General features: G+C 65.0%; 23 protein-coding genes and 2 tRNA genes. 14 read left to right on the forward strand and 11 right to left on the reverse strand.

Annotated features, from left to right (window positions below):
- The first annotated feature begins 148 nt into the window (after positions 1 to 148).
- The 6 genes from ACI48I_RS11405 to ACI48I_RS11430 all read left to right on the forward strand — a co-directional run bounded on the left by ACI48I_RS11405 (position 149) and on the right by ACI48I_RS11430 (position 4,851).
- On the forward strand, positions 149 to 1,915 hold the full coding sequence (locus ACI48I_RS11405) for a methyl-accepting chemotaxis protein (RefSeq protein ID WP_498574230.1): 1,767 nt from the start codon (positions 149 to 151) through the stop codon (positions 1,913 to 1,915).
- 82 nt (positions 1,916 to 1,997) lie between these two features.
- The gene (locus ACI48I_RS11410) at positions 1,998 to 2,342 is read left to right on the forward strand and encodes an energy transducer TonB (protein ID WP_193686785.1); all 345 of its coding nucleotides are present in this window, start codon (positions 1,998 to 2,000) and stop codon (positions 2,340 to 2,342) included.
- Positions 2,343 to 2,584: 242 nt separating this feature from the next.
- Complete coding sequence (locus ACI48I_RS11415; RefSeq protein WP_498574231.1) at positions 2,585 to 2,974, forward strand: YXWGXW repeat-containing protein; 390 nt, start codon at positions 2,585 to 2,587, stop codon at positions 2,972 to 2,974.
- A gap of 167 nt (positions 2,975 to 3,141) precedes the next feature.
- Complete coding sequence (locus ACI48I_RS11420; RefSeq protein WP_498574232.1) at positions 3,142 to 3,519, forward strand: COG4315 family predicted lipoprotein; 378 nt, start codon at positions 3,142 to 3,144, stop codon at positions 3,517 to 3,519.
- 28 nt (positions 3,520 to 3,547) lie between these two features.
- Positions 3,548 to 4,057, forward strand: a complete 510-nt coding sequence (locus ACI48I_RS11425) for an RNA polymerase sigma factor (RefSeq protein WP_498574233.1) — start codon at positions 3,548 to 3,550, stop codon at positions 4,055 to 4,057.
- Positions 4,054 to 4,851 (forward strand): anti-sigma factor family protein, encoded by a 798-nt coding sequence (locus ACI48I_RS11430; protein ID WP_498574234.1) that lies wholly within the window; start codon positions 4,054 to 4,056, stop codon positions 4,849 to 4,851. Before ACI48I_RS11425 ends, ACI48I_RS11430 begins: the two co-directional genes overlap by 4 nt.
- A 40-nt stretch (positions 4,852 to 4,891) precedes the next feature.
- Here the strand turns inward: ACI48I_RS11430 and ACI48I_RS11435 are convergent, their stop codons facing one another.
- The 5 genes from ACI48I_RS11435 to ACI48I_RS11455 form a co-directional block, all read right to left on the reverse strand.
- Complete coding sequence (locus ACI48I_RS11435; RefSeq protein ID WP_498574235.1) at positions 4,892 to 5,302, reverse strand: hypothetical protein; 411 nt, start codon at positions 5,300 to 5,302, stop codon at positions 4,892 to 4,894.
- A gap of 215 nt (positions 5,303 to 5,517) precedes the next feature.
- Positions 5,518 to 5,593, reverse strand: a tRNA-His gene (locus tag ACI48I_RS11440).
- Between the two features lie 75 nt (positions 5,594 to 5,668).
- A complete protein-coding gene (gene murI, locus ACI48I_RS11445; protein WP_498574236.1) occupies positions 5,669 to 6,532 on the reverse strand; it encodes a glutamate racemase in 864 nt (287 codons plus the stop codon).
- Positions 6,533 to 6,586: 54 nt separating this feature from the next.
- Positions 6,587 to 8,119, reverse strand: a complete 1,533-nt coding sequence (locus tag ACI48I_RS11450) for a fumarate hydratase (RefSeq protein ID WP_193686779.1) — start codon at positions 8,117 to 8,119, stop codon at positions 6,587 to 6,589.
- 23 nt (positions 8,120 to 8,142) lie between these two features.
- Positions 8,143 to 8,754 (reverse strand): TIGR00645 family protein, encoded by a 612-nt coding sequence (locus ACI48I_RS11455; RefSeq protein WP_193686778.1) that lies wholly within the window; start codon positions 8,752 to 8,754, stop codon positions 8,143 to 8,145.
- A gap of 202 nt (positions 8,755 to 8,956) precedes the next feature.
- On the opposite strand from ACI48I_RS11455, the gene acs reads away from it, so the two are divergent.
- From acs to ACI48I_RS11470, 3 genes are all read left to right on the forward strand, one after another.
- Complete coding sequence (gene acs, locus ACI48I_RS11460; protein WP_498574237.1) at positions 8,957 to 10,954, forward strand: acetate--CoA ligase; 1,998 nt, start codon at positions 8,957 to 8,959, stop codon at positions 10,952 to 10,954.
- A gap of 59 nt (positions 10,955 to 11,013) precedes the next feature.
- Positions 11,014 to 11,385, forward strand: a complete 372-nt coding sequence (locus ACI48I_RS11465) for a DUF2946 domain-containing protein (protein ID WP_498574238.1) — start codon at positions 11,014 to 11,016, stop codon at positions 11,383 to 11,385.
- A gap of 176 nt (positions 11,386 to 11,561) precedes the next feature.
- Entirely contained in the window at positions 11,562 to 13,832 is a 2,271-nt protein-coding gene (locus ACI48I_RS11470) for a TonB-dependent receptor (protein WP_498574239.1), read from the forward strand.
- 233 nt (positions 13,833 to 14,065) lie between these two features.
- On the opposite strand, the gene ACI48I_RS11475 is transcribed toward ACI48I_RS11470, so the two are convergent.
- From ACI48I_RS11475 to ACI48I_RS11495, 5 genes are all read right to left on the reverse strand, one after another.
- A complete protein-coding gene (locus tag ACI48I_RS11475) occupies positions 14,066 to 14,389 on the reverse strand; it encodes a hypothetical protein (RefSeq protein ID WP_498574240.1) in 324 nt (107 codons plus the stop codon).
- An 84-nt stretch (positions 14,390 to 14,473) separates the two neighbouring features.
- Complete coding sequence (glcF, locus tag ACI48I_RS11480; RefSeq protein ID WP_498574241.1) at positions 14,474 to 15,739, reverse strand: glycolate oxidase subunit GlcF; 1,266 nt, start codon at positions 15,737 to 15,739, stop codon at positions 14,474 to 14,476.
- A gap of 12 nt (positions 15,740 to 15,751) precedes the next feature.
- Positions 15,752 to 16,825: a glycolate oxidase subunit GlcE gene (glcE, locus tag ACI48I_RS11485; protein ID WP_498574242.1), complete on the reverse strand. Its 1,074-nt coding sequence runs from the start codon at positions 16,823 to 16,825 to the stop codon at positions 15,752 to 15,754.
- A gap of 38 nt (positions 16,826 to 16,863) precedes the next feature.
- Positions 16,864 to 18,351, reverse strand: a complete 1,488-nt coding sequence (locus ACI48I_RS11490; protein ID WP_193686772.1) for an FAD-linked oxidase C-terminal domain-containing protein — start codon at positions 18,349 to 18,351, stop codon at positions 16,864 to 16,866.
- A gap of 39 nt (positions 18,352 to 18,390) precedes the next feature.
- Positions 18,391 to 20,043 carry an L-lactate permease gene (locus ACI48I_RS11495; RefSeq protein ID WP_193686771.1) on the reverse strand — a complete coding sequence of 551 codons (1,653 nt, stop codon included), beginning with the start codon at positions 20,041 to 20,043 and terminating at the stop codon, positions 18,391 to 18,393.
- 216 nt (positions 20,044 to 20,259) lie between these two features.
- Between ACI48I_RS11495 and ACI48I_RS11500 the strand changes: the two genes are divergently transcribed.
- The gene (locus ACI48I_RS11500) at positions 20,260 to 21,063 is read left to right on the forward strand and encodes a FadR/GntR family transcriptional regulator (protein ID WP_498574243.1); all 804 of its coding nucleotides are present in this window, start codon (positions 20,260 to 20,262) and stop codon (positions 21,061 to 21,063) included.
- Positions 21,064 to 21,354: 291 nt separating this feature from the next.
- Here the strand turns inward: ACI48I_RS11500 and ACI48I_RS11505 are convergent.
- Positions 21,355 to 21,445, reverse strand: a tRNA-Ser gene (locus tag ACI48I_RS11505).
- A 264-nt stretch (positions 21,446 to 21,709) separates the two neighbouring features.
- Between ACI48I_RS11505 and ACI48I_RS11510 the strand changes: the two genes are divergently transcribed.
- The 4 genes from ACI48I_RS11510 (at position 21,710) to ACI48I_RS11525 (ending at position 25,707) form a co-directional block, all read left to right on the forward strand.
- Complete coding sequence (locus ACI48I_RS11510) at positions 21,710 to 23,203, forward strand: PhoX family protein (protein WP_193686759.1); 1,494 nt, start codon at positions 21,710 to 21,712, stop codon at positions 23,201 to 23,203.
- A 29-nt stretch (positions 23,204 to 23,232) separates the two neighbouring features.
- Positions 23,233 to 23,814: a PEP-CTERM sorting domain-containing protein gene (locus tag ACI48I_RS11515; protein ID WP_498574244.1), complete on the forward strand. Its 582-nt coding sequence runs from the start codon at positions 23,233 to 23,235 to the stop codon at positions 23,812 to 23,814.
- Between the two features lie 257 nt (positions 23,815 to 24,071).
- A complete protein-coding gene (locus tag ACI48I_RS11520) occupies positions 24,072 to 24,497 on the forward strand; it encodes a KGG domain-containing protein (protein ID WP_193689161.1) in 426 nt (141 codons plus the stop codon).
- A 223-nt stretch (positions 24,498 to 24,720) separates the two neighbouring features.
- Positions 24,721 to 25,707 (forward strand): DMT family transporter, encoded by a 987-nt coding sequence (locus ACI48I_RS11525; protein WP_498574245.1) that lies wholly within the window; start codon positions 24,721 to 24,723, stop codon positions 25,705 to 25,707.
- The last annotated feature ends 94 nt before the right edge of the window (positions 25,708 to 25,801 follow it).

Raw genomic sequence — 25,801 nt, forward strand, 5'->3', positions numbered from 1 at the left:
CCGGCCCTGCGTTTTTTGATAACTGCACTGTTTTCGAGCCTTGGCGGTAAGTTTTTGATTTATCCTACGGGAAAGACTTGCCGTTAGGGAACGCAGCCTCCGACGACGGCACCACCGAAGCAAATCTGATCAACAGCTAGGAAGCGAAATGAATTTATCGAAGATGAAAGTCGGCATGCGCCTGGGACTGGGCTTCGCCCTGGTGCTGGTGCTGCTCGTCGCGGTCACCGTGGTCGGCGTCCTGCGCATGGCGCAGATCCAGGACCGCCTCGACCACGTGGTCAGCGTCAACAACGTGTCGAGCCGCGCCGTCATCGAGATGCGCAACAACGTCAGTGACCGCCTGGCCTCGCTGCGCGTGCTGACCCTGATGACCGACGCGACCGAAATGGAACCGGAGCTCAAGAAGTTCAAGGAGCAGACCGCCAAGTACGACGCGGCCCAGAGCAAGGTCAGCAAGATCTTCGGCGCCGAAGGCACCGACGCCGAAAAGGCGCTGCTGGCCGAGATCAAGGGCCATGAAGCCACCGCGATGCCTGCCATCGCCAAGGCGTCCGAGCTGTACCTGAAGAACGACGCCATGAGCGCCACCCGCGTCATGATCAAGGAAGTGCGTCCGGTCCAGAAGAAGTGGACCGAAGCGCTCGACAAGCTGGTGGAGCTGGAAGACAAGCAGAGCCTGCAGAGCCAGGAAGACGCGGCCAGTGCATTCGTCAACGCCCGTAACTTCATGCTGGTGCTGCTGGCCGTCGCCGTCGTGATGGGCGTCGCTGCGGCCTGGGTCATCACCCGCGGCCTGATCAAACAACTGGGCGGCGAGCCGGACTACACCACGAAGATCGCGGGCAGCATTGCCCACGGCAACCTGGCGATCGCCATCGACACCCGTACCGCTGAACAAGGCAGCCTGCTGGCCGAAATGAACGGCATGCGCAACAGCCTGGTCGACATCGTCAGCCAGGTGCGCCGCGGTACCGAGACCATCGGCACCGCTTCGCGTGAAATCGCCGCCGGCAACATCGACCTGTCCTCGCGTACCGAACTGCAGGCCAGCTCGCTGGAAAAGACGGCCTCGGCCATGGAAACCCTCACCACCACCGTCCGCCAGAACGCCGAGCACGCTCGTGAAGCGAACCAGCTGGCGGCCAGCGCCTCGGACGTGGCCCGCAAGGGCGGCGACGTGGTGTCGCAAGTGGTCGGCACGATGGGCGAGATCAACAGCTCGGCCAGCAAGATCGCCGACATCATCGGCGTCATCGACGGCATCGCCTTCCAGACCAACATCCTGGCGCTGAACGCGGCAGTCGAAGCGGCACGTGCCGGCGAGCAGGGCCGTGGTTTCGCGGTCGTGGCCTCCGAAGTGCGCAACCTGGCCCAGCGTTCGGCTGCGGCCGCCAAAGAGATCAAGACCCTGATCGGCGACTCGGTCGAGAAGGTCGAGCGCGGCAGCAAGCTGGTCGGCCAGGCCGGCGTGACGATGGATGAAGTCGTGGCCAGCGTCAAGCGCGTGACCGACATCATGGGCGAGATCGCCAACGCCAGCGCCGAGCAGAGCGCCGGTATCGAGCAGGTGAACATGTCGATCATCGAGATGGACAGCATGACCCAGCAGAATGCAGCCCTGGTCGAAGAGGCAGCCGCCGCCGCCCAGAGCCTGCAGGACCAGGCCGGCGAACTGGGCCGCGTGGTCAGCATCTTCAAGCTGGTCGAAGGCGAAGAGCAGAGCGTCGAGCCGACTTTGGCAGCCCCGGCACCAGCGGCACCGGTAGCGACCTTGCCGGCAGTGCGTACGCCGGCAGCGCGTCCGGCACGTACGCCGCGCGCGGCACTGAAGAAGCCCGCCGCTGCGGCAGCTCCGGCCAAGCCGAAGAAGGCACCGGTTGCAGCGGGCAGCGACGAATGGGAAGAATTTTAATTTACGGCGAATCCAGCCGGACTCACTGAAAGACCGCAGGCAGTCAGCGGCAGACCAACTACCTTTTTGGGAAATAAAAATCATGAAAAAGCCTTACCTGAGCGCCATCGCCACCCTCGTTTTCGCCACCATCGCCGGCTCGGCATTCGCCGGTGAAGTCCCGGCCTCGTTCGACCCGTCGAAGTGCAAGGTCGAATACCCGAAAGCCTCGCTGATGAACGAAGAGCAGGGCACGACCTCGATGTCCTTCCTGGTCAACACCGACGGCAGCGTCGCCGACTCGAAGCTGGAAAAGTCGAGCGGCTTCAAAGGCCTCGACAAGGCAGCCCAAAAAGGCCTGTCGGCTTGCAAGTTCAAGCCGGGCACCAAGGATGGCGCACCAGCGCAAACCTGGGCCAAGGTCGACTACGCATGGAAGCTCGACTGATCATCCGTCGATCCCTGCATGAAGAACAGCCGGCCTTTGCGCCGGCTGTTTTGTTGTGGATTCCCGATTCGATGGCAAGCTCGACCGTGCGCTGGCAAAACGCCTGCCGAGGTAGCATAAGGTTTCCAGTCTGTTAATGGAATCTGGCCAAATGTATCGATTGTAAGCACTTGCATCAGTTCTACTGTGCACTGGAACGTTTGGCTATAGTGGTCTCACACCGAACCGAAAGGAGCACTACCATGAAACGAATCCTCATCACCCTTGCAGCAGCCGTGATCAGCACCGCCGCTTTCGCCCCGGTGGCACAAGCCCAGCACACCCGCACCGAAGTGATCGTCGTGCAGAAGGCGCCGCCTGCGCCGCGCCACGAATCGACTCCGCGCGCACGCCGCGGCTACGAATGGGCGCCTGGCTACTGGAACTGGAACGGCCATCGCTACACCTGGGTGAAGGGCCACTACGAAAAAGTCCGCCATGGTTATGTGTATTCCCGCCCGGAATGGCGCCAGGGCGATAACGGCTGGACCCTGGAGCGCGGCGGCTGGCGCCGCGGCCCGAACGGCGACCGCGATGGCGACGGCATCCGCAACCGCGACGATGCGCGTCCGAACAACCCGAACCGTAGCTGATCGGGAAGGGCTGGCGGAAGCCGGCGCCTGAAATGAAAAAGGCCACCTGCGGGTGGCCTTTTTCGTCGTCGACGCGAAAGCCGAAAAATATTTTTACCGACATGGAATAATCCCGTTGCCGTTTGCGTATACGACAGGTATCCCAACCACAACAACAGGAGATCGCCATGCCCTTTATCCGTACCGCACTCGGCACCGCAAGCATCATGCTGGCCCTTTCGGCCTGTGCCTCGATGTCCAGTCCCCCGCTGCGCACCGCCGACGGCGTGCTCGTCAACGATGCGGGCATGACGGTCTATACCTTCGACAAGGACGTCGCCGGCAGCGGTCAAAGCGCCTGCGCCGGGCCATGTATCGGCCTCTGGCCGGCGGTGCCTGCCACGGCAGCGAGCTATGCGGCCCCCTATTCGGTGATCACGCGCGACGACGGCAGCAGGCAACTGGCCCGCAACGGCAAACCCCTGTACCTCTATGCCCAGGATACGAAGCCGGGCGAGCGGAAGGGCGACAAGGTCAAGGATGTCTGGCACGTCGTGTCCGATTGAGCGTATCGGCTGCGCACCCGCTTTCGCCATGCTTGACCCCGACGTAGAGCTGCTTGCCTGCATCCCGCGCCTGCGCCGTTACGCGCGGGCGCTGGTGGGCGAGCGCAACGGCGCGGACGACCTGGTCCAGGACACCGTCGAACGTGGCTGGAGCCGGATCGGCGAATGGCGCCGCGATGGCGACATGCGGGCCTGGCTGTTCGGGATCATGCATAACCTGCACGTGGACCAGATGCGTGCGCGGCGCCTGCAGACGACGGCGCTGGACGACGAAGCGCCGTATCCATCCCCGGCTGCCAACCCGGCCGCGCGGCTGGAGGTGCGCGACATGCAGACCGCGCTCGACCTGCTGCCGGCGGAGCAGCGCGAAATCGTGCTGCTGGTCGCGCTGGAGGGACTGAGCTACGACCAGGTGGCCCAGGCACTCGGCTTGCCGGCCGGGACCGTGATGTCGCGCCTGTCGCGCGGACGCGCGAGCCTGCGCGCCTTGATGGAGGGGAGGGCGGCGCCTGCCGCCTCCTTGCAGGTAATCAAATGAATGGCTTACCAGTGACCGAAGCAGACCTGCATGCCTATGTCGATGGCCTGTTGCCGCCGGCGCGCCAGGCCGAGGTGGAGGCCTGGCTGCTGACCCGGCCCGACGAAGCGGAAAGGCTTGCCGCCTACCGCGAGCAAAACCGCGAACTGCACCGCCTCTTCGATCCGGTGCTCGATGAACCCATCCCCACGGCGCTGCGCGCTCCGGCGCCGCGCCGCGCCTGGTGGAGCGGTCCCGCCGGGCGTTGTGCGGCGGCGCTGGCGATCGCCTTCGCCGGTGGCCTTGCCGGCTGGACGCTGCGCGCCGCGGCCGATGCGCACGGCGCGGTTTCTCTCAGTGCGGACGCGGGGCCGGCCGCGAACAGCCTGCCGCGCCAGGCCGCCATCGCGCACGTGGTCTACAGTCCCGAACTGCGGCATCCGGTCGAAGTCGGCGCCGACCAGGAGCAGCACCTCGTTGCCTGGCTCTCCAAACGGCTCGGCGCGCCCGTCCGGCCGCCGCACTTGGGCAAGCTCGGCTACGAGCTGATTGGAGGCCGGCTCTTGCCCGGCGAGAGCGGACCGGTTGCACAGTTCATGTATCACAACCTCGCGGGACAACGCCTGACCTTGTATGTGTCGACCGGGCAGACGCACAACCGCGATACCGGTTTCCGCTTTGCCCAGGAAGGACCGGTCGGCGTGTTCTACTGGATCGATGGCAAGTTCGGCTATGCCTTGTCGGCGGGGGTGACGAAGAATGAACTCGGGACGATTGCGATGGCCGTTCACGAGCAGTTGGACGTTGCGCAGTAGACGGCTTTGGCCGGCAGTCGCCGATTGGAGGCTTGTAGGCTTACTTGCCTGATACTGTCTTCGTCACAGTCAAGGTCACGCCGCCGTTGGCGTGCGCTCCGATAAAATAGGCGGCGCCGAAGAGATAAAGGGCAACAAGAGTCCCGAAGAGAATCTTCGTAAAATGGGTCTTGATCGTTTCCCACTCCGTGTCGCCACCGGCAAGCAAGGCCGTGTAGACAAGGACCGGCAAAGGAGCGGCAAGTGCCCAGGCCGGGTCTTCCTTGGGGAAAGCCAGGCGTACAAGGAGGAAGATCAGCGGAACGGCCAGGAGCCCGCATGCAACGCGATCTCCCAGGGGATCGAGCGCACCGTCGCCACCGCCGTGCAAGCGTCGAAAGATGGTGCCCACAAGCAGAAGCACGATGAACGTGGAAAGCCCAGCCAGAATATCCTTGTCCACGACGGCCACGCTGATCACCTCAACGAAGTTGAAATGCACTGAAGGCAAAAACACACGCTTGCCCCGCCAAAAGGCTTTTCGAATTTACGCGTGATGGCTGCGCGGGTGTTGAGCGGAATCAGACTGCAACCACGCACCGCCTAGGTACTCATAAAGAGAATCATCGGAAAACAAAAAAGCTTACACGCCGAAGCATGTAAGCCTTTCTTTTTACTGCGAATTCTTGGGGTGGCTGATGGGACTCGAACCCACGACAACAGGAATCACAATCCTGGACTCTACCAACTGAGCTACAGCCACCATTGTCTTGCTTTTCTATCTCAGCACTGCCGAGACAGAACGAGATTATACAAACTTCACGGCCAACTGGCAAATCTAATTGTTCTGCCCGATCAACATGCCGCCCGCGCTGTCCGCGACGACCTCGTGGGTCGGCGGGTCGAGGCCGAGCAGGCCGGAAAAGGCGCTCGCGAGCGCGGTGCTGCTGGCGCTCGTGTAGCCATCGAGGCGGGCAGGCGCATCCGTCGCCGCGCGCGAAATGCCGCCGGCCGCCAGCAGCCGCGCCAGCTGGCGGGCCACGGCTTCGCCGGTGTCGATCAGCGTGACCGGACGATCCGTGCTGCCTGCGATCACGCGCTCGATCGATGCCTGCACCAGCGGGTAGTGGGTGCAGCCGAGCACCAGCGTGTCGGCGCCTTCTTCCAGAAGCGGCAGGATGAAGCGGCGCAGCAGGGCATCGGTCTCTGCCGACTCGAGGGTGCCGAACTCGATCTGGTCGGCCAGCCCAATGCAGGGCTGCAGCAGGAAGCGGGCGCCGGTCGTTTCCGCGATCTGGTCGCGCAGCAGCAGGAACTTGGTGCCGCTCAGCGTGCGTTCGGTGGCGAGCACGCCAACCAGGCCGTTGCGGCTGGCGGCGGCGGCCGGTTTCAGGCCCGGTTCGACGCCGACGATCGGCATGCCGGGATAGCGTTCGCGCAGGGCGGCAATCGCGGCGACCGTGGCCGTGTTGCAGGCGACGACGATGGCTTTCGCGCCCTGTTCGACCAGGAAGGCGCCGATGGCCAGCACGCGTTCGATGAGGACGTGTTCGGGCTTGCCGCCGTAGGGGGCGAAGCCGGAGTCGGCGAAATAAATCAGGTGTTCGTGCGGGAGCTGCGCGCGGATGTGGCGCAGGACGGACAAGCCGCCGACGCCGGAATCGAAGATGCCGATGGGGGCGTCGGGGAGGGTAGATGGCATGGGCGGGTATGCGAAACGTGAACGGGTGGACGGCAAGCCGTCCACCCCACGTATTCAGGCCACGTTGACCGGAATGCCCTTCAGCGATTCGATCTTCGCCGCCCATTCCTTCGGCCCGGTGTTGTGCACCGAGGTGCCGCTCGAATCGACGGCGACGGTGACCGGCATGTCCTGCACGTCGAACTCGTAGATCGCTTCCATGCCCAGGTCTTCGAAGCCGACCACCTTGGCCGACTTGATCGCCTTCGACACCAGGTAGGCCGAGCCGCCGACCGCCATCAGGTAGGCCGACTTGTGCTTCTGGATCGATTCGATCGCCATCGGGCCGCGCTCGGCCTTGCCGATCATCGAGATCAGGCCGGTCTTCTCCAGCATCATGTCGGTGAACTTGTCCATGCGGGTCGCGGTGGTCGGGCCGGCAGGGCCCACGACTTCGTCGCGCACCGGATCGACCGGGCCGACGTAATAGATGACGCGGTTGGTGAAGTCGACCGGCAGCTGCTCGCCCTTGGCCAGCATGTCCTGGATGCGCTTGTGGGCAGCATCGCGGCCGGTCAGCATCTTGCCGTTCAGGAGCAGGGTCTGGCCCGGCTTCCAGGATGCGACTTCTTCCTTCGTCAGCGTATTCAGGTCGACGCGCTTCGATTTCTGCGTGTCCGGGGTCCACTGCACGTCAGGCCAGGTCGACAGCGCCGGCGGTTCGATGTACGAAGGACCCGAGCCGTCGAGCACGAAGTGGGCGTGGCGGGTGGCCGCGCAGTTCGGGATCATGGCGACCGGCTTCGATGCGGCGTGGGTCGGGTACATGTTGATCTTCACGTCCAGCACGGTGGTCAGGCCGCCCAGGCCCTGGGCGCCGATGCCGAGCGCGTTGATCTTGTCGCACAGTTCGATACGCAGTTCCTCAAGCTTGTTCTGCGGGCCGCGCTGTTTCAGCTCGTACATGTCGATGTCTTCCATCAGCGACTCTTTCGCCATCAGCATCGCCTTTTCGGCGCTGCCGCCGATGCCGATACCGAGCATGCCCGGCGGGCACCAGCCGGCGCCCATCAGCGGCACGGTCTTCATGACCCAGTCGACCAGCGAGTCGGAAGGATTCAACATCACGAACTTGGTCTTGTTTTCCGAGCCGCCGCCCTTGGCTGCGACCTTCACGTCGACGGTATTGCCTTCGACCAGTTCCATGTGGACCACGGCCGGGGTGTTGTCTTTCGTGTTCTTGCGCTCGAAATGCGGGTCGGCGACGATCGAGGCGCGCAGCTTGTTGTCGGCGAAGTTGTACGCGCGGCGCACGCCTTCGTTGACGGCGTCGGTGACGCTGCCGCTGAAGCCTTCGAAGCGCACGCCCATGCCGATTTTCAGGAAGACGTTGACGATGCCGGTGTCCTGGCAGATCGGGCGCTTGCCTTCGGCGCACATGCGCGAATTGGTCAGGATCTGCGCGATCGCGTCCTTTGCCGCCGGGCTTTGCTCGGCCTCGTAGGCGCGCGCCAGGTGCTGGATGTAGTCAGCCGGGTGGTAATAGCTGATGTATTGCAGCGCCGCGGCGACGGATTCGATCAGGTCTTCCTGTTTGATGACGGTCATGACGATTCTCAGAAGTGGAGGTGTTAATGAGGCTTGGACTGGTTGTACGTGGAGGTGACGATGCGGTCGGTATAGGCGATCGCCAGCGCCGACAGCAGGAACACGGTGTGGATGATGGTTTGCGCGATCAGCACCTTGGGATCGTAGGCGCCGGCGTTGATGAAGGTTTTCAGCAGGTGGATCGACGAAATGCCGACGATCGCCATCGCCAGCTTGGTCTTCAGCACGGAGGCGTTCACGTGCGAGAGCCACTCGGGCTGGTCGGGATGGCCTTCCAGGTTCATGCGCGAAACAAAAGTCTCGAAGCCGCCGACGATCACCATGATCAAGAGGTTCGAGATCATGACCACGTCGATCAGGCCCAGCACGACCAGCATGATGGTCGTTTCGGTCAGCTTGGTCGGGCGGATCGAACCGGGGACGGTGACGACGTCGAGGATGTGGTTGAGCGAATCGATGTTGCCCATCGCGGCGCCGATCAGGTCCTTCAGTTCGACCCAGAAATGAAACACATAGACGCACTGCGCAAGGATCAGGCCGAGGTAAAGCGGCAATTGCAGCCAGCGGCTGGAGAAAATCAGCTGATTGAGCGGGGTGAGCTTGGGTGTGTGGTTCGGGGGAAGCTGTTGGGACATCGAGTACGACTCCAGAGTGCCGGGCAAAATACAGCCCATCATTTTACACCTCTCGCGCGCGCTTGCAGATGACCGCATCGGTTTGCCCGCAGGTTGGTAGAATCGCATCTGAATAGGGAAGGGCTGCCTCGCAACGACGTAAGGCTTCAGTAAGCGGGCACGCCTAAGGTATGGCAAAACTATTACTATTATGGAGACTAGCATGGCCGAGACCGAGACCAATCAAGACCACGGCGCACTACACGAACACCGTGTATTCCCGCCGCCTGCCGAGTTCGCAGCGAACGCGGCCATCTCCGGCATGGACGCGTACAACAAATTGTGCGACGAAGCCGCCGCCGACTACGAAGGCTTCTGGGGCCGCCTGGCCCGCGAACACCTCGACTGGCACAAGCCTTTCACCAGCACCCTCGACGAGTCCAGCGCGCCCTTCTATAAATGGTTCGCCGACGGCCAGTTGAACGCCTCGTACAATTGCCTCGACCGCAATTTGCAGAACGGCAACGCCGACAAGACCGCGATCATCTTCGAGTCCGACGACGGCACGGTTACCCGCGCCACCTATCGTGAATTGCATGAGCGCGTCTGCAAGTTCGCCAACGGCCTGAAATCGCGCGGAATCAAAAAGGGCGACCGCGTCATCATCTACATGTCGATGTCGATCGAAGGCGTGGCCGCAATGCAGGCCTGCGCCCGCATCGGCGCGACCCACTCGGTCGTGTTCGGCGGCTTCTCGGCGAAATCGCTGCAGGAACGCATCATCGATGCCGGCGCCGTGGCCGTCATTACGGCCGACGAGCAACAGCGTGGCGGCAAATCGCTGCCCCTGAAAGCCATCGTCGACGAAGCGCTTGCCATGGGCGGCTGCGACACCATCCGCGACGTCATCGTCTACAAGCGCACGGGCGGCAACATTGCCTGGACCGAAGGGCGCGACATCTGGCTGCACGAACTGGTCGAGAACCAGAGCGCAGAGTGCGAGCCGGAATGGGTCGATGCCGAGCACCCGCTGTTCATCCTCTACACGTCAGGCTCGACCGGCACGCCGAAGGGCGTCCAGCATTCCACGGGCGGCTTCCTGCTGTGGGCCGCGCTGACGATGAAATGGACCTTCGACATCAAGCCGGACGACGTGTTCTGGTGCACGGCCGACATCGGCTGGGTCACCGGCCACAGCTACATCGCCTACGGTCCGCTGGCCGTCGGCGCCACCGAGATCGTGTTCGAGGGTATTCCGACTTTCCCGAACGCCGGCCGCTTCTGGGACACCATCGCCAAGCACAAGGTCAGTATCTTCTACACTGCGCCGACCGCGATCCGTTCGCTGATCAAGGCGTCCGACGTCGACGAAAAAGTGCATCCGAAGAACTACGACCTGTCCTCGCTGCGCCTGCTCGGTTCGGTCGGCGAGCCGATCAATCCGGAAGCCTGGATGTGGTACTACAAGAACGTCGGCCAGGAACGCTGCCCGATCGTCGACACTTTCTGGCAGACGGAAACGGGCGGCCACATGATCACCCCGCTGCCGGGCGCGACGCCGATGGTGCCGGGTTCCTGCACGCTGCCGCTGCCGGGCATCATGACGGCCATCGTCGACGAAGCCGGGGCCGACGTGCCGAACGGGCAGGGCGGCATCCTGGTGGTGAAACGTCCATGGCCGTCGATGATCCGCACCATCTGGAACAATCCGGAGCGTTTCAAAACGAGCTATTTCCCGGAAGAACTGGGCGGCAAGTACTACCTGGCCGGCGACGGCGCGATCCGCAACAAGGACACGGGTTACTTCACGATCACCGGCCGCATCGACGACGTGCTGAACGTTTCCGGCCACCGCATGGGCACGATGGAAATCGAGTCAGCCCTGGTGGCGAACCCGATCGTGGCCGAAGCGGCCGTGGTCGGCAAGCCGGACGAGACGACGGGCGAATCGATCTGCGCCTTCGTCGTCCTGAAGCAGGCCCGTCCGACCGGCGAAGAAGCGAAGAAACTCGCCGCCGAGCTGCGCAACTGGGTCGGCAAGGAAATCGGCCCGATCGCGAAACCGAAGGAAATCCGCTTCGGCGACAACCTGCCGAAAACGCGTTCCGGCAAGATCATGCGCCGCCTGTTGCGCGTGCTGGCCAAGGGAGAAGCGATCACCCAGGACGTGTCGACGCTGGAAAATCCGGCGATCCTCGATCAGCTCAAGGAATCGGCGTAATCCTTGCAGAGGAGACGGCCCGCGCACCGTGCGCGGGCCGCTTTCGTTATACTTTGCGCATGACCCGGATTCTTCGACGTGCGCTGACTGCCTGGATCGCCGTACTGGCGATCGTGTTCGGTGCGCTCGCGCCGGCGCTGTCGCATGCGTTTGCGCCAGCGGCGGCGCAGTCGCTCGAGTTTCCGATTTGCAGCGCCGTGGGCCACACGGCCGGCGTCAAGCTGCCCGGTCTTCCCGAGCCGGCTGCCGATCCATCCAAACACTGTCCGTATTGCGTCGACCAGCACCACGCGCCGGGCCTGTTGCCGCAGGCGCCTGCCGCCTTCGTTGCCATTGGCGGACACATTCTTCCTCCCCTGTTCTATACGGCGCCGACGCCGCTGTTCCACTGGGCCGCGCCCCAGTCGCGGGCGCCACCGCGCCTTTCCTGATCTTCCGCTGACCGGGTGCACATGCCTCTTGGTATGTTGCATCTGAATGGAATGCACCGGCTCGCGCAGCCTGCGCAGGCGACCGCGTTTTTCGACCGTCGCCGGCACGCGCGCCCGCGTCACAGCATCTAAGGTTCACGCACCTTCCTTGCGTGACTGTACTGAACAGGAAAAAAATGAAACCAAGCAAATCGATCCTCGCGCTCGCCATCGCGGGCGCTTTCGCCACCGGTGTGCAGGCCCAGGAAGCCCCCGAGAAAGAGATGGGCACCGTGATCGTCACCGGCAACCGCCCGACCTCGCTGCCGACCCAGATCCCGACCACGATCGAAGGCATCACGGCGGAGGAAATCGCGCGCACCGTCAACGCCCTTGACGCGGAAGATGCGCTCAAATACCTGCCCAGCCTGCTGGTGCGCAAGCGCTATATCGGCGACTACAACCACGCCGTGCTGTCGACGCGCGCCTCGGGCACCGGCAACAGCGCGCGCTCGGCCGTGTACGCCGACGGCATCCTGCTCTCGAACTACCTCGGCAACGGCGCGACCTTCGCGCCGCGCTGGGGCATGGTCACCCCCAGCGAAATCGAGCGCGTCGACGTGCTGTACGGGCCTTTCTCGGCGGCCTATGGCGGCAATTCCGTCGGCGCCGTCGTCGATTACGTCACGCGCATGCCGCGCCGCTTCGAAGCCCACGCCAGGCTGTCGCTGTCGCATCAGCCGTTCCGGCTCTACAACACGCGCGATGATTTCAACGGGCACCAGGGGAGTGTCTCGCTCGGCAACCGGCAGGGTGCGTGGTCCTGGTTTGTCGACCTGAGCCGCAACGACAGCGATGGCCAGCCCCAGACTTTCGTCACCCGCCTGCCGTCGGCCGGCGTCGCAACAAACGCCCCCGACAGCGTGAGCGGCGCCGTGCCCGGCCAGGACCGCAGCTACCGCGACTGGCTCGTACTCGGGACGGCCACCCAATACCACACGGTGCAGGATCATGTAAAAGCCAAGCTCGCCTACGACTTTTCGCCGACTCTGCGCGCGACCTATGTGCTGGGCTTGTGGCGCAACGAATCCGAAGGCCGCCCCGACAGCTACCTGCGGGGCGGCAGCGGCCAGCCCGTCTATAGCGGGCCGGTGACGGTTGGCGGACGGAGGTACACGCTCGGCCAGACCGACTTCAATGTGTCGAACGAAGCCTTGCGCCATGTGATGCATGGCCTCTCGGTGAAGACCAACACGAAAGGCATGTTCGACTGGGAACTGGCGGCCAGCCTCTACGATTACGACCAGGACCTGCTGCGTGCCGCCACGGTGGCGGTGCCGGGCGCGCTAGGTGGCGGGGCAGGGCGCATCGTCGACGGCAGCGGTACCGGCTGGAACACCTTTGCCGCAAAAGGCGTGTGGCGGCCCGGAGGCAGGCATGTCGTCGAGTTCGGCTACCAGCGCGAAGCATATAAACTGGCCAGCATCGAGAACGCCACGCCGGACTGGATCGACGGCGCCCCGGTAGCGCGTAACGCGGCTTTCGGCGGACGCACCCGGACCCAGGCCCTGTATGCCCAGGACACCTGGCGCTTCGCACCCGACTGGAAAGCCGTACTCGGCTTGCGCATGGAACGCTGGGACGCGAGCGAAGGCCGCACGGCGAACGCGACCGCTACCGTGACGCACCCCGAGCGCAGCGGAAACTACGCGTCGCCGAAAGCGGCGCTGGCCTGGCAGGCGACGCCCGACTGGACCCTCAAAGCCTCGCTCGGGCGCGCGGTGCGCATGCCGACCGTGTCCGAGCTCTACCAGGGCGGCGTGAACGGCGCGGGCGTGCTGATCAATAACGACCCGGACCTGGCGCCGGAACGCTCCTGGACCGGAGAATTGACGGCCGAGCGCAAACTCGAGACCGGCTCGCTGCGCCTGACCGCCTTCGGCGAGCGCACGCGCGACGCGCTGTATTCGCAGACCAACGTGCTGGTGACGCCGAACGTGACGAATGTGCAGAACGTCGGACGCATCGACACGCAAGGTGTCGAATTGGCCTATGGCGCGACCGATGTGCTGCGGCCGGGATTCGATCTGAATGCGAGTCTCACCTGGACCGATTCGACGATCGAGCGCAACGACAAGTTTCCGGCCAGCGTGGGCAAGCGCCAGCCGCGTATTCCGAAGTGGCGCGCCACCGGCGTGGCCAGCTATCGCTTCAACGACAAGCTTGCCGTGACCCTGGCCGCGCGCTATAGCGGCAACCAGTTTTCGACCCTGGACAATTCGGACCCGAACGGGTTTGCGTACCAAGGCGCGAGCAAGTATTTCACGGCCGACTTGCGCGCGACGTACCGGCTCAATGCGCAGTGGAGCGTCGCCCTGGGGATCGATAACCTGAACAATTACAAGTACTGGAATTTCCATCCCTACCCGCAGCGCACCTTCCTGGCGGAGCTGAAGTACGACTTGTGAGGGTGTCGTGAATGAAACAGGCGGCCTTCCCTGGCCATGACCGGTGTCGTTGGCCGTCGAGTACCGTAGGGTGGGCACTTGTGCCCACGCGTGATACGTACCATCAGGATCGTCGATTACGGCACCAGAGCCGGTACGTATCACCGCGTGGGCTCGGGAGCCCACCCTACGTTACGCGACAGTCAACGTAACAGTTCCAGTTTAACTGACCGGCATCAGCCTTCTCGAGAGGCTCAGGATCCGGCGAACGGGCTGCCGACGATGCCAACAGCCAGCTCCGCCCAAACAAACAGGAAGCCAAGCGCGATCGCGCCGATGGTGATCAAGCGCGCCTTATGGGTCCGGATCTTGCGCACTGCCAGGTCGACCAGCAAGCCGGTCCCGATCAGCAGTACGCCGGCGACCACGAAGTCGCCCAAGGTCCAGTTCACCTCGCGCGTAAACTGCATGGCGGCCAGCGGCACCAGCAGGATCACGGCCGTGACGAGCGCGATGCGCAGCAGGCTTTTGCCGGAGAGTTTAGCTGCTGGTAACTTACCGCCCGTCATGGTGGCCATAGAAAATCTCCTGAGTGGGTGAGTGTTCAGACCCCCAGTTTGCCATCGATGACGGGCGTGTTCAACAGCCTGGTGTTGATCGAATCAGGCAGCCTTCGGCACAGGCTGCGCCGCCAGCGCCTGGTCGATCACTTCGATCCAGTGACGCACCGGCAAGTCGGTGCCGCCCTGCAGGTGGCTCTGGCAGCCGATGTTGGCCGAGACGATCTCCTGCGCACCGGTTGCCTCCAGGTTGGCGATCTTGCGGTCGCGCAGCTGGGTCGACAAGGCCGGCTGCAGCACCGAATAGGTACCGGCCGAGCCGCAGCACAGGTGGCTGTCCTGGCACAGCTTAACGTCGACGCCCGCCAGCCCCAGCAAGCGTTCCACGGTACCGCGGATCTTCTGCCCGTGCTGCAGCGTGCAGGGCGGATGGTAGGCCACGCGCGGGCCCTGGCGTCCGGCCAGGCGCGCCCGCAGTTCCGGCTCGAAGCGCGCCAGCGTCTCGGACAGGTCGAGGGTCAGCGCCGAGATGCGCGCCGCCTTGTCCGCATACGCCGGATCCTGCGCGAGCAGGTGGCCGTAGTCCTTGACCATCACGCCGCAACCGGAGGCCGTCATCAGGATCCCCTCGACCGCCGCGCCGCCGCCGTCAACGCCCTCGACATATGGCCACCAGGCGTCGATGTTGCGGCGGATATCGGCGAGCGCCGCTTCCTGTTCGTCGAGGTGGTGGCGCAGCGCGCCGCAGCAGCCTGCCTTCGGCGCCACGACCAGCTGCACACCCAGGCTGTCCAGCACGCGCGCGGCGGCGGCGTTGATGTTCGGCGCCATCGACGGCTGCACGCAGCCGTCGAGCACCAGCATGCGGTGCGCGTGGGCGCGTCCGGGCCAGGCCGTGGGCGCGGTGCGTTTGCCCACCTTCTGTTTCAGGGCGGCCGGCAGCAGCGGGCGCAGGGCTTGGCCGGCCTTCATCGCCGGCGAAAAGATCCAGCGCCGCGGCAGCAGTTCGGCCAGTGCGGCGCGGGCGGCGCGCTGGCGCAGCGGGCGCTGCACCTGGCGGTCGACCACCTTGCGTCCGATGTCGAGCAGGCGCCCGTACTGCACGCCCGACGGGCAGGTGCTTTCGCAATTGCGGCAGGTGAGGCAGCGGTCCAGGTGCTGCTGGGTCTTGGCGGTCGCGGGCACGCCTTCGAGCACCTGCTTGATCAGGTAGATGCGCCCACGCGGGCCATCGAGCTCGTCGCCCAGCAGCTGGTAAGTCGGGCAGGTTGCCGTACAAAAGCCGCAGTGCACGCAGCTGCGCAGGATGGACTCGGCCTGGTCGCCGTCGGCCGTGCCCTTGATGAAATCAGCCAGATTGGTTTGCATAATAAAAGACAGTCAAAGTTCGTTGTACATGCGCGCGCGATTGAAGATGCCGGCCGGGTCGAAGCTTTCCTTCAGCCGCTGGTGGACGCGCGCGAGCGCGGGTTGCAGGGGCGCGAATACGCCGAGCCGTTTATCTCCGCCGCGGAACAGGGTCGCGTGGCCGCCGTGTGCCGCCGCCGCGGCGCGGATGGCGCCGGCGTCCAGGCCATCCTCGCTGCGCAGCCAGCGCTGGCCACCGCCCCATTCGATCAGCTGGCGCCCCGGCAGGGCCAGCGGCGGGCAAGTCGTGGGCAGGGCGAGGCGCCACAGGCCAGTGCCTTCGCCGGCGCCGGCGAAGAACGCGCTGCGCTGCTCGCGCAGGTCGTGCCAAAAACGGTCGGGCTCAGGCATTGTTTCGCCACCCAGCTCACGCGTGGCGGCACTGACGGCCGCGTTCGCGCCCGACAGGCGCAGCGCCAGGCGCCCGTCCTGCCAGGCGCTGGACGACAGCGGCAGCGCACGGCCGCCCCAGGCATTGAGCTTGTCGAGCGCCTCCTGCTGGCCGAGCTCGAACACCAGCGTCGTCTCGCGCACGGGTCGCGGCAGGACCTTGAGCGACACCCTGGTCAACAGGCCCAGTGTGCCGAGCGCGCCGGCCATCAGGCGCGACACGTCGTAGCCGGCGACGTTCTTCATCACCTGGCCGCCGAAGTGCAGCAGCTCGCCGCGTCCGTCGACCAGGTCGACACCGAGCACGAAGTCGCGCAGCGCACCGGCGCCCTGGCGGCGTGGTCCGGACAGGCCGGCAGCGACCATGCCGCCGACGGTGGCCCCTGGCCCGAAATGGGGCGGCTCGAAGGCCAGCATCTGGTTCTGCGCGGCGAGTGCCGCCTCGAGTTCGGCCAGTGGCGTGCCGCAGCGCGCGGTCACCACCAGTTCGGACGGTTCATAGTCGACGATGCCGTGGTAGGCGCGGGTATCGAACACCTCGCCCTCGCTCGCCTGTCCGTACCAGTCCTTGCTGCCGCCGCCGCGCAGGAGCAGCGGGGTGCGCGCGGCATGGGCGGCCGCAATGCGGTCGCGGAATTGCTGAAGTACCTGTTCCATTCTTTAAAACCTTGAAGTAGAGCTTGAGAGGCGTGCTTTCAGAAGCGCGGCAGGTGCGCGTGCGGAAGGTGCCCGGCGTGGACGTGCATCTGGCCGAACTCGGCGCAGCGGTTCAGCGTCGGAATCGCCTTGTCCGGGTTGAGCAGGCGGTGCGGGTCGAAGGCGCGCTTGACGGCGTGGAAGGCTTCCAGTTCGGCGCTCGAGAACTGCACGCACATCGAATTGATCTTCTCGATGCCGACCCCGTGCTCGCCGGTGATGGTGCCGCCCACTTCCACGCACAGGGCCAGGATCGCGGCCCCGAATTCCTCGGCGCGTTCGAATTCGCCCGGCTGGTTCGCATCGAACAGGATCAGCGGATGCATGTTGCCGTCGCCCGCGTGGAACACGTTCGCGCAACGCAGGCCGTAGACGGATTCCATCTGCTCGATGCTGGTCAGCACATGGCCCAGCTGCTTGCGCGGAATGGTGCCGTCCATGCAGTAGTAGTCGGGCGAAATGCGGCCGGCGGCCGGGAAGGCGTTCTTGCGCCCCGACCAGAAGCGCAGGCGCTCGGCCTCGTTCTGCGAGACCGCGATCGCGGTCGCCCCGGCCCCCTGCAGCACCTCGGACATGCGCTCGATTTCCTCGGCCACTTCGAGCGCGGTGCCGTCGGCCTCGCACAGCAGGATGGCGGCGGCATCGGTGTCGTAGCCGGCTTTGACGAAGGGTTCGACCATGCGCGAGGAGGTGCGGTCCATCATCTCCAGGCCGGCCGGGATGATGCCGGCCGCGATCACGCTGGCCACTGCATTGCCGCCGGTGACGACGTCGTCGAACGAGGCCATGATCACCTGGGCGGCGGCCGGCTTCGGCACCAGTTTCACCGTCACTTCGGTGACGATGCCCAGCATGCCTTCCGAGCCGATGAACACGGCCAGCAGGTCGAGGCCCGGTGCATCCGGGGCCTCGCTGCCCAGTTCGACGACGTCGCCGTCGATCGTGACGACGCGTACGCGCAGCACGTTGTGCACGGTCAGGCCATATTTCAGGCAGTGCACGCCGCCCGAGTTCTCGGCCACGTTGCCGCCGATGCTGCAGGCGATCTGCGAGGAGGGATCGGGCGCGTAATACAGGCCGTGGGGCGCGGCCGCCTCGGAAATGGCCAGGTTGCGCACGCCCGGCTGGACGATGGCCGTGCGGCTGACCGGATCCATGCGCACGATGCGGTTCAGCTTTGCGGTCGACAGCACCAGGCCGTCCACGATCGGCATCGCACCGCCGGACAGGCCGGTACCGGCGCCGCGCGGCACGACCGGCACCTGCAAGCGGCGGCAGACTTCCAGCACGTCGATGACCTGCTGCTCGTTTTCCGGCAAGGCCACCACCATCGGCAGCTGGCGGTAGGCCGACAGGCCATCGCATTCGTAGGGACGGGTGTCCTCCACGTCGGCCAGCAGCGAGCCGGCCGGCAGCACCGGCCGCAGGGCCTCGACCACCTGTTGACGGCGCGCGGCCAGGTTGTCCGGATCGGGTGACATCTTCATGCTGTTTCCTTCTTGGTAGTGCTGCGCTTGATCGGCTACTTAATGGACCAGCGCGGTGAACGGATAAACGTAAGCCTGCAGCGTCACCAGGATGCCGACCAGGCAGGCGAGGGCGATCGAATGGAAGAACACGTAGCGCAGGATGTCGCCCTCGTGGCCATACCATTTGGTCGCGGTCGAGGCCACCACGATCGACTGGGCGTCGATCATCTTGCCCATCACGCCGCCCGAGGAGTTGGCCGCCGCCATCAGCACCGGATCGAGGCCGAGCTGGGTGGCCGAGGTTTTCTGCAGGCCGCCGAACAAGACGTTGGACGCAGTGTCGGAGCCGGTCAGGGCCACGCCGAGCCAGCCGAGCAGGGTGCCGAAGAACGGGTACAGCACGCCGGTGTGCGAGAAGGCCAGGCCGAGCGTCGTGTCGAGGCCCGAGTAGCGGGTGGTGTAGCCGAGGGCCAGCATGGCGGCGATCGTCAGCAGCGAGAAGCGCAGCAGCTTGATCGTGTCCCAGTACACCGCGAACAGCTCGCGCACCTTGTAGCCCATGACCAGGCCCGAGATGAGGGCCGAGATGAGGATGCCCGAGCCGGTGGCCGACAGCCAGTTCAGGGTGTACACCGCAGCTTCCGCAGTCGGCTTGGTCACGACCGGCGGCATCTTCTGCACCATCTTGTGCAGGGCAGGCCATTCGAACTTGAAGACCGACAGGCTGTCGAGCAGCTTCTTCCACTCTGGCACGCCCCACAGGAACACCAGCACCGACAGGATCAGCCAGGGCGTCCAGGCCTTGAGCACGGCGGAACGCGAGTGGTCGTAGGCGATCGACTCGGGTGCGACGGCGTGTTCACTGCCGGTGAACTTGCCGGCGGCGTTGGTCCAGATCGTGGCCGGCTTCCACATTTTCAGGAACATCGTCAGGAAGAACATCGACGAGATCGATGCGCCGACGTCGACCAGCCACGGGCCGTGGAAGTTCGAGATCAGGTATTGCGGGATGGCGAAGGCGGCGCCCGCGACCAGGATGGCCGGCCAGATCGCGGCCATGCCGGCAAAGCCGCAGAAGGCCCAGATCAGCCAGAACGGCACGATGATCGAGAAGAAGGGCAGCTGGCGCCCGACCATGCCCGACAGCTGGAGCAGGTCGAGGCCGGTGACGCCGGCCAGCGCGATCAGCGGCGAGCCCAGCGCGCCGAAGGCGACCGGCGCGGTATTGGCGATCAGCGACAGGCCGGACGCGGCCAGCGGCGCGAAGCCCAGGCCGATCAGCATCGCGCCGGTGACGGCGACGGGCGTGCCGAAACCGCCCGCGCCCTCGAAGAAGGCGCCGAACGAAAACGCCACCAGCAGCAGCTGCAGGCGGCGGTCGGTGGTCACGGTGGTGATCGACTCCTGCAGGACCTTGAAATAGCCCTTCCGTTCGGTCAGCTGGTACAGGAAGATCACGTTCAGGATGATCCACCCGATCGGCAGCAGGCCGTTCGCGGCCCCGTACAGGGCGGCTGCGACCGCGGTATTGGCAGGCATCGCGTAGGCGAAGATCGCCACCAGCAGCGCGGCGGCAAGGCCGAGCAGGGCGGCGATGTGCGCCTTGATATGAAAGAAGGCGAGCGCCGCCAGCATCACGGCGACGGGAATCGCCGCCGCCAGGGTCGATAGCACGGCATTGTTGAACGGGTTATAAATTTGGCTCCACATACTGCTGGGTCTCCTCAGAAAGTCATTCGGCCAGCCCTGTGGTTGTTGTAAGGGGCTGGTGATCGCGGCGTCGTGGCTGGATCGTGCTTTTTATCGTGTTTCCGCTTGTATGACGATAACTTGTCATACAAGTTTGAAACCACAGTGTAGGCAACAGCATTTATAATTGTCAATCGTGTTGTCGCACTGTGAAACGATGTTGTAGGAGAGTCACGTATGGAAAATGAAGATCCACCGAACGAATCGATCGGCCTGCCCGCCACGCTGGCCGACCGCGTGACGGACGTACTCCTGGGGAAGATCCGCAGCGGCGAATTCGCCGCCGGCGACCGCCTGCCGTCCGAGGCGGCGCTGGCGCTGCGTTTCAGCGTCAGCCGCACCGTGATCCGCGAGGCGGTGTCGCGGCTGAAGGCCGAAGGGGTGGTGGCCACCCGCCAGGGCAAGGGCACGCTGATCATCGGCCCCAGCCAGTCGGCGCGTTTCCAGATCGATGTCGACGCCGGCGGTTCGGTGCCGGCGGTGCTGCGCGTGATGGAATTGCGCAGCGGGCTCGAAGCCGAGGTGGCGGCCCTGGCGGCGCAGCGCCGCACCGCGGCCCAGAATGCCGCGATCCAGCGCGCCCTGCACGCAATCGACGCCGCGGTGGCGGCCGGACACAACGGCGTCGACGAGGACCTGGCGTTTCACAACGCGATCGCGGATGCGACGGGCAATCCTTTGTATACCTCGCTGCTGGGCTTCCTGCGCCAGTTCCTGCGCGAGGCGGTCACGCTGGGGCGCATGAGCGAGCCGCGCTTCGGGGATATCGAGGCGCAGCTGCATGATGAGCACCATGCGGTGGCCGCGGCCATCGACCGGCAGGATGTGGAGGGGGCGCGCGAGGCGGCGCGGCATCATATTGCGAATGTGGCGGCGCGGATTCGCGGGGCGGATGTGGAGTCGTGGAGCGAGGCGAGCAGGGAGGTGGCGCGGAGGCTGGCGGAGTCGGAGGAGACGGTGTTGAGTCGGGCGGGACGGTGAGGATGACCGGGGGCTGAGCGTCACGTAGGGTGGGCACTTGTGCCCACGCGTTTGCTTCGTGTGGGTAACGGCGCTTGTTGAGTGAGGACTGAGAGTCAGAGGTAGGGCGCGCGCCCTCGGCGCGCGGGGCCGTCGCCCAAGGGCGACGGCAGTCAGACGATTCGAAGAGTGCTGGGCAAGTATGCCCAGCCCTTCGAATCCCCCACGCAGAGCCCGCAGGGGCTCTGCTTCTCTCCGACAGGAAACAATGCAAAAAGGCCACCCGAAGGTGGCCTTTTTGCATTGTTGTCCTGGCGGAGAGAGGGGGATTCGAACCCCCGGTAGGCTATGAACCTACACACGCTTTCCAGGCGTGCGACTTAAACCACTCATCCATCTCTCCTGCATGCTTCGCCGTAACGAAGCCGCCTATTATAGCAACAATTCTCGGCAGTTCAAGCACATTCCCACCGCCAGCCGCACGGCCACGCCTCAGATACCGAAGAGCAAATATTTAAGCTTGTCATTTTGCTGTCATCGAACGGACATTTTTGTTTGTTGTAATGAATGCATCCGCGCCAAGCCAGGCGCGGCGGGGCCGGAGTCACCGGTCGCCCTCCATCGCCGGAAGACCCGGCTCGATTCGACCACTCGGAGAATGCTCAGCATGACTAACAAGGACCTCTCGCCCTCGCGGCGCAATCTGCTCAAGGGCGCGTCGGCGCTGCCTTTCGTCGGGGCTTTCATGGCGATGCAGTCGCAACAGTCCCGCGCCGCCAACGGCGCTACCGAACTGATCGCCAGCCCCTACGGCCCGATCCGCCCGGTTGCCGACATGACGACCGGCCTGCCGCTGCTGCAGCTGCCGCCGGGCTTTACCTATAAAAGCTTCGGCTGGCGCGGCGATACGATGGCCAATGGGCTGCCTTGTCCGGCCGGGCACGACGGCATGGGCGTCGTCGTCGCGCGCAAGGTCGGCCGCAGCAGCGAACTGGTGCTGGTGCGGAACCACGAAGTCGGCGCCACCTCGGCCGGCAATTTCATCAACGCACCCGGCGTCTATGACAGCGGCAACAGCACGGCCAGCTCGAGCAACAAGTTCGGCGGCGGCACGACCAACCTGGTCTTCCGCGACGGGAACTGGGTCAGCATGACGCCGAGCCTGGGCGGCACGCAGACCAACTGCGCCGGCGGCATTACCCCCTGGGGTACCTGGCTCAGCTGCGAGGAAGTCAGCTCGGACGCCGTCAGCGCATCGGGCCGCAAGCACGGCTATGTGTTCGAAGTCCATCCTGATCCGGCCCTCACCACCGGCCTGCCGATCGTCGGCATGGGCCGCTTCGGCCACGAAGCGGCAGCCGTCGACCCGGTGACCGGCAACGTCTACCAGACCGAAGACAGCTCGGGCAAGTCGGGTTTCTATCGCTATGTGCCGGACGTCAAAACCGGTGCGCCAGGTTCGCTGGCGCTGGGTGGGGTGCTGCAGATGGCCAAGGTCAAGGGCATGCCCAACGCAAACCTGGCCACCGCGCAGCTGAACGCGCGTTACGAGCTGGAATGGGTAACCATTGCCGACCCGGACGCGAATCGCGGCAATGCCGTCGGCCAGACCGGCATCGCGATCACGAATGCCGCCGGTCCGTTTGTCCAGGGCTGGCAGTTGGGCGCGCTGCGCATGAACCGCGGCGAAGGCATCTGGTTCGCGCAGGGCAAGATGTTCATTATGGATACCGCGGGCGGCGCCGTCCAACGCGGTGCGATCTGGGAACTGGACCTGGCAACCCAGGTGCTGACCTGCATCTATTCGAGCCCGAGCCCGCTGGTCGGCAACATGGGCGACAACCTGACGGTGAGCCCGCGCAACGCGATCCTGATCTGCGAAGACGCCTCGACCGCCGCCACCGATTCGTTCGGCTTCGGCCAGCGCCTGATGGGCATCACGGGGCAGGGCGACGCCTATATCTTCGCCAAGAACAATGTCGTGCTGACCGCGTCCCAGCTGCAGGGCGCGGGCAAGCAGGCGGGCCTGGCAGGCGACCACCGCGCCAACGAATTCGCCGGCGCCTGCTTCGATCCGACCGGCCGCTACCTGTTCGTGAACATCCAGACGCCCGGCATCACCTTCGCGATCGCCGGCCCATGGGCCAAGGGCCCGCTGTAATCATCATCATCGAAAAATAGAGGAACTCCATGCATTTCGCCAAATATGCCGCCGCGCTGGTGGCCGCGCTGTCCTTCTCGGCCTCGGCCGACGCCGCGCTCCTGCTCGGTTCGACCGGCTCGGCCGCGAATACGGTCACCGATTACAGCGCACCGGGCACCGTATCCTTCGACCTCGACCTGGAACACCTGAGCCCGACCACGCTGCGCTTCGTGATCGAGGCGGACGACCTGCTCGGACCGCTGAGCCTGAACGCCATCGTGCGCAACCTGAGCGGGGCGGCGCTGAACGGTTTTTACTTCAACCTGCAGGGGATTTCTTACCTGGCGGCCGGCAGCGTGACGCCAACCTTCGGCACGCTGGGCGGCGTCACCCATGGCGCGGACGCCGCCGGCATCGCCTTCGCTTCACCCGAGTGGGCGGAGTTCCACTTCGGTAATCCGCTGGCGCTGGCGAACCAGACCGACTGGTTCCTCGATACGCGCGGCCTGGCTGCCGGCGACACCTTCGCCATCAGCGCCGAGGTCCCCGAGCCGTCCACTGTTGCGCTGCTGCTGCCGGCCCTGTGCATGGCGAGCGTGATGGCCGCGCGCCGCCGCAGGAAGGGCTGAGCCGGCCCACCGAAGGCACCGGCTGCGGCCGCTGCCTTCGGCTGGATAGAGTGTTTCGCAGAGCAGAAGATGAGCGACGATGCTGTCGAAAGAGAAAAATTGCACTCAAAATTGGAAGTCCTGGACGACAAGCCAATGGGGTCTAGTCCTACCGGGCGACGGGACGCGCTAAGTGGTCACTACGCTTCGCGATGACTAGGATGTACCTGTCTCAGCCGATTCCGAGGCTGGCACTTCACTCATAACAGGAGGCAATGATGGCATCGAACAACCAAGGTGGTAACAAGGGCGGCAACCAGGGCAACCAGGGCGGCAACCAGGGCAACCAGGGCAGCAAGCAGAGCGGCGATACCAGCAACCGCGGCTTCGCATCGATGGATCCGGATCGCCAGCGCGAGATCGCCAGCGAAGGCGGTCGTGCAGCACACGCATCCGGTAACGCGCACGAGTTCAACTCGGAAGAAGCACGCCGTGCCGGCTCGATGAGCCACAAGAACGACGGTAACAACCAGTCGGGTGGCGGCGGCAGCCAGCAGAGCGGCGGCCAGGGCGGTAACCAGGCCGGCCGCGGGGGCAACCAGGGCGGCAACCAGGGCGGCCAGGGTGGCAACACCCGCGGCGGCTCGCCCGAGCAGCACGCCGAAGCCGGCCGTCAAAGCCACAAAAACGACAACAAGCGCTAAGTAGTTGTCATCCTACCCTGCCTGAGCGGCCTCGGCCGCAGGGCAGGCTGATGCAGGTAGCGGCGGGGACTCCCACTCCGACCGTGCAAACGCGCCGTCACTCCGGTCGTTCGGCCGCGCGTGCGGCGTTTCGTCGTTTCTGAATCCTGCGCGCCATGCATTAATGCGCGGCAGGCACGCCAACGCCCGCCGGCCGACTCTGGCACAATCGTGTTTTCGCGGCATGCCTCGGGCGCCGCAGCAGGTCGCTGGAGCGCATGTGTTGACTGGAGTATTGTGTGGCGTGCTGGCCGGCGCCTTGTGGGGCATGGTGTTCATCGTGCCGGAATTGTTGCCGGGCTTTACCCCGGTCGAACTGGCGGTCGGGCGTTACCTGGCCTATGGCGCGATCTCGTTAGGGCTGATGCTGCCGGGTTTGCGCCGCCTGCTGCGCCGTCTCGCCCCGCCCGATTATCTTGCCCTGCTGCGCCAGGCGCTGAGCGGCAACCTCGTCTACTACATGCTGCTGGCGCTGGGCGTGAAACTGGCCGGGGTGGCGCCGACCTCGCTCATCATCGGACTGATCCCGGTGGCCGTTACCTTGCTCGGCCGGCGCGACCAGGGCGCGGTGCCGCTGCGGCGCCTGGCTGCGCCGCTTGCCATCGTCGGCATCGCGATCGCCTGCATCAATGTCGACGCCTTCCAGCATGCCAAAGCGGGCGGGGCGCCGCTGTCCTCGACCGTGATGGGCCTGGCCTGCGCCGTCGGCGCGCTCGCCTGCTGGACCTGGTATGCCGTCGACAATGCGCGCTACCTGAAGCGCAATCCCCAGTTCAGCGGCGGCCAGTGGTCCTCGCTCTACGGCCTGGCCAGCGGCCTGGTCGCCTTGCCGATCGGCGCCGCCAGCCTGTTGTTCTCCCACGCCGGCGTCCTCGAGGCGGCTGCGCCCGCGCGCGACTGGTTCCTGTTCTGGGCTTATAACGGTTTGCTGGCGCTGGGCGCCTCGGTGATCGGCAACCAGTTGTGGAACATCGCCAGCCGGCGCCTGCCGGTCACGCTGACAGGCCAGCTGATCCTGTTCGAGACGGTGTCCGCCATGCTCTACGGTTTCGTCTGGCGTGCGCAGGCGCCGCGCCTGCTCGAACTCGCCGCCATCGCGCTGCTGGTACTCGGCGTCACCTGGTCGGTGCGTCTGCATGCGGCACCCGGCCCCAGCGCCGTGGCGGCCTGACGACAGAACAGCACAATTTAGCTGGCGAACATCACGAATCGCCAGCCCCGGGCGCACAGGGAGATATTGCTGAGTACAATGGCTTATTTCATCA

The sequence above is a fragment of the Massilia sp. LXY-5 genome (assembly GCF_059801075.1).

Coding starts and splice junctions, on each gene's coding strand:
- ACI48I_RS11405 (WP_498574230.1), top strand. CDS start 149: ATGAATTTATCGAAGATGAAAGTCGGCATGCGCCTGGGACTGGGCTTC.
- ACI48I_RS11410 (WP_193686785.1), top strand. CDS start 1,998: ATGAAAAAGCCTTACCTGAGCGCCATCGCCACCCTCGTTTTCGCCACC.
- ACI48I_RS11415 (WP_498574231.1), top strand. CDS start 2,585: ATGAAACGAATCCTCATCACCCTTGCAGCAGCCGTGATCAGCACCGCC.
- ACI48I_RS11420 (WP_498574232.1), top strand. CDS start 3,142: ATGCCCTTTATCCGTACCGCACTCGGCACCGCAAGCATCATGCTGGCC.
- ACI48I_RS11425 (WP_498574233.1), top strand. CDS start 3,548: ATGCTTGACCCCGACGTAGAGCTGCTTGCCTGCATCCCGCGCCTGCGC.
- ACI48I_RS11430 (WP_498574234.1), top strand. CDS start 4,054: ATGAATGGCTTACCAGTGACCGAAGCAGACCTGCATGCCTATGTCGAT.
- murI (WP_498574236.1), bottom strand. CDS start 6,532: ATGCCATCTACCCTCCCCGACGCCCCCATCGGCATCTTCGATTCCGGC.
- ACI48I_RS11450 (WP_193686779.1), bottom strand. CDS start 8,119: ATGACCGTCATCAAACAGGAAGACCTGATCGAATCCGTCGCCGCGGCG.
- ACI48I_RS11455 (WP_193686778.1), bottom strand. CDS start 8,754: ATGTCCCAACAGCTTCCCCCGAACCACACACCCAAGCTCACCCCGCTC.
- acs (WP_498574237.1), top strand. CDS start 8,957: ATGGCCGAGACCGAGACCAATCAAGACCACGGCGCACTACACGAACAC.
- ACI48I_RS11465 (WP_498574238.1), top strand. CDS start 11,014: ATGACCCGGATTCTTCGACGTGCGCTGACTGCCTGGATCGCCGTACTG.
- ACI48I_RS11470 (WP_498574239.1), top strand. CDS start 11,562: ATGAAACCAAGCAAATCGATCCTCGCGCTCGCCATCGCGGGCGCTTTC.
- ACI48I_RS11475 (WP_498574240.1), bottom strand. CDS start 14,389: ATGGCCACCATGACGGGCGGTAAGTTACCAGCAGCTAAACTCTCCGGC.
- glcF (WP_498574241.1), bottom strand. CDS start 15,739: ATGCAAACCAATCTGGCTGATTTCATCAAGGGCACGGCCGACGGCGAC.
- glcE (WP_498574242.1), bottom strand. CDS start 16,825: ATGGAACAGGTACTTCAGCAATTCCGCGACCGCATTGCGGCCGCCCAT.
- ACI48I_RS11490 (WP_193686772.1), bottom strand. CDS start 18,351: ATGAAGATGTCACCCGATCCGGACAACCTGGCCGCGCGCCGTCAACAG.
- ACI48I_RS11495 (WP_193686771.1), bottom strand. CDS start 20,043: ATGTGGAGCCAAATTTATAACCCGTTCAACAATGCCGTGCTATCGACC.
- ACI48I_RS11500 (WP_498574243.1), top strand. CDS start 20,260: ATGGAAAATGAAGATCCACCGAACGAATCGATCGGCCTGCCCGCCACG.
- ACI48I_RS11510 (WP_193686759.1), top strand. CDS start 21,710: ATGACTAACAAGGACCTCTCGCCCTCGCGGCGCAATCTGCTCAAGGGC.
- ACI48I_RS11515 (WP_498574244.1), top strand. CDS start 23,233: ATGCATTTCGCCAAATATGCCGCCGCGCTGGTGGCCGCGCTGTCCTTC.
- ACI48I_RS11520 (WP_193689161.1), top strand. CDS start 24,072: ATGGCATCGAACAACCAAGGTGGTAACAAGGGCGGCAACCAGGGCAAC.
- ACI48I_RS11525 (WP_498574245.1), top strand. CDS start 24,721: ATGCCTCGGGCGCCGCAGCAGGTCGCTGGAGCGCATGTGTTGACTGGA.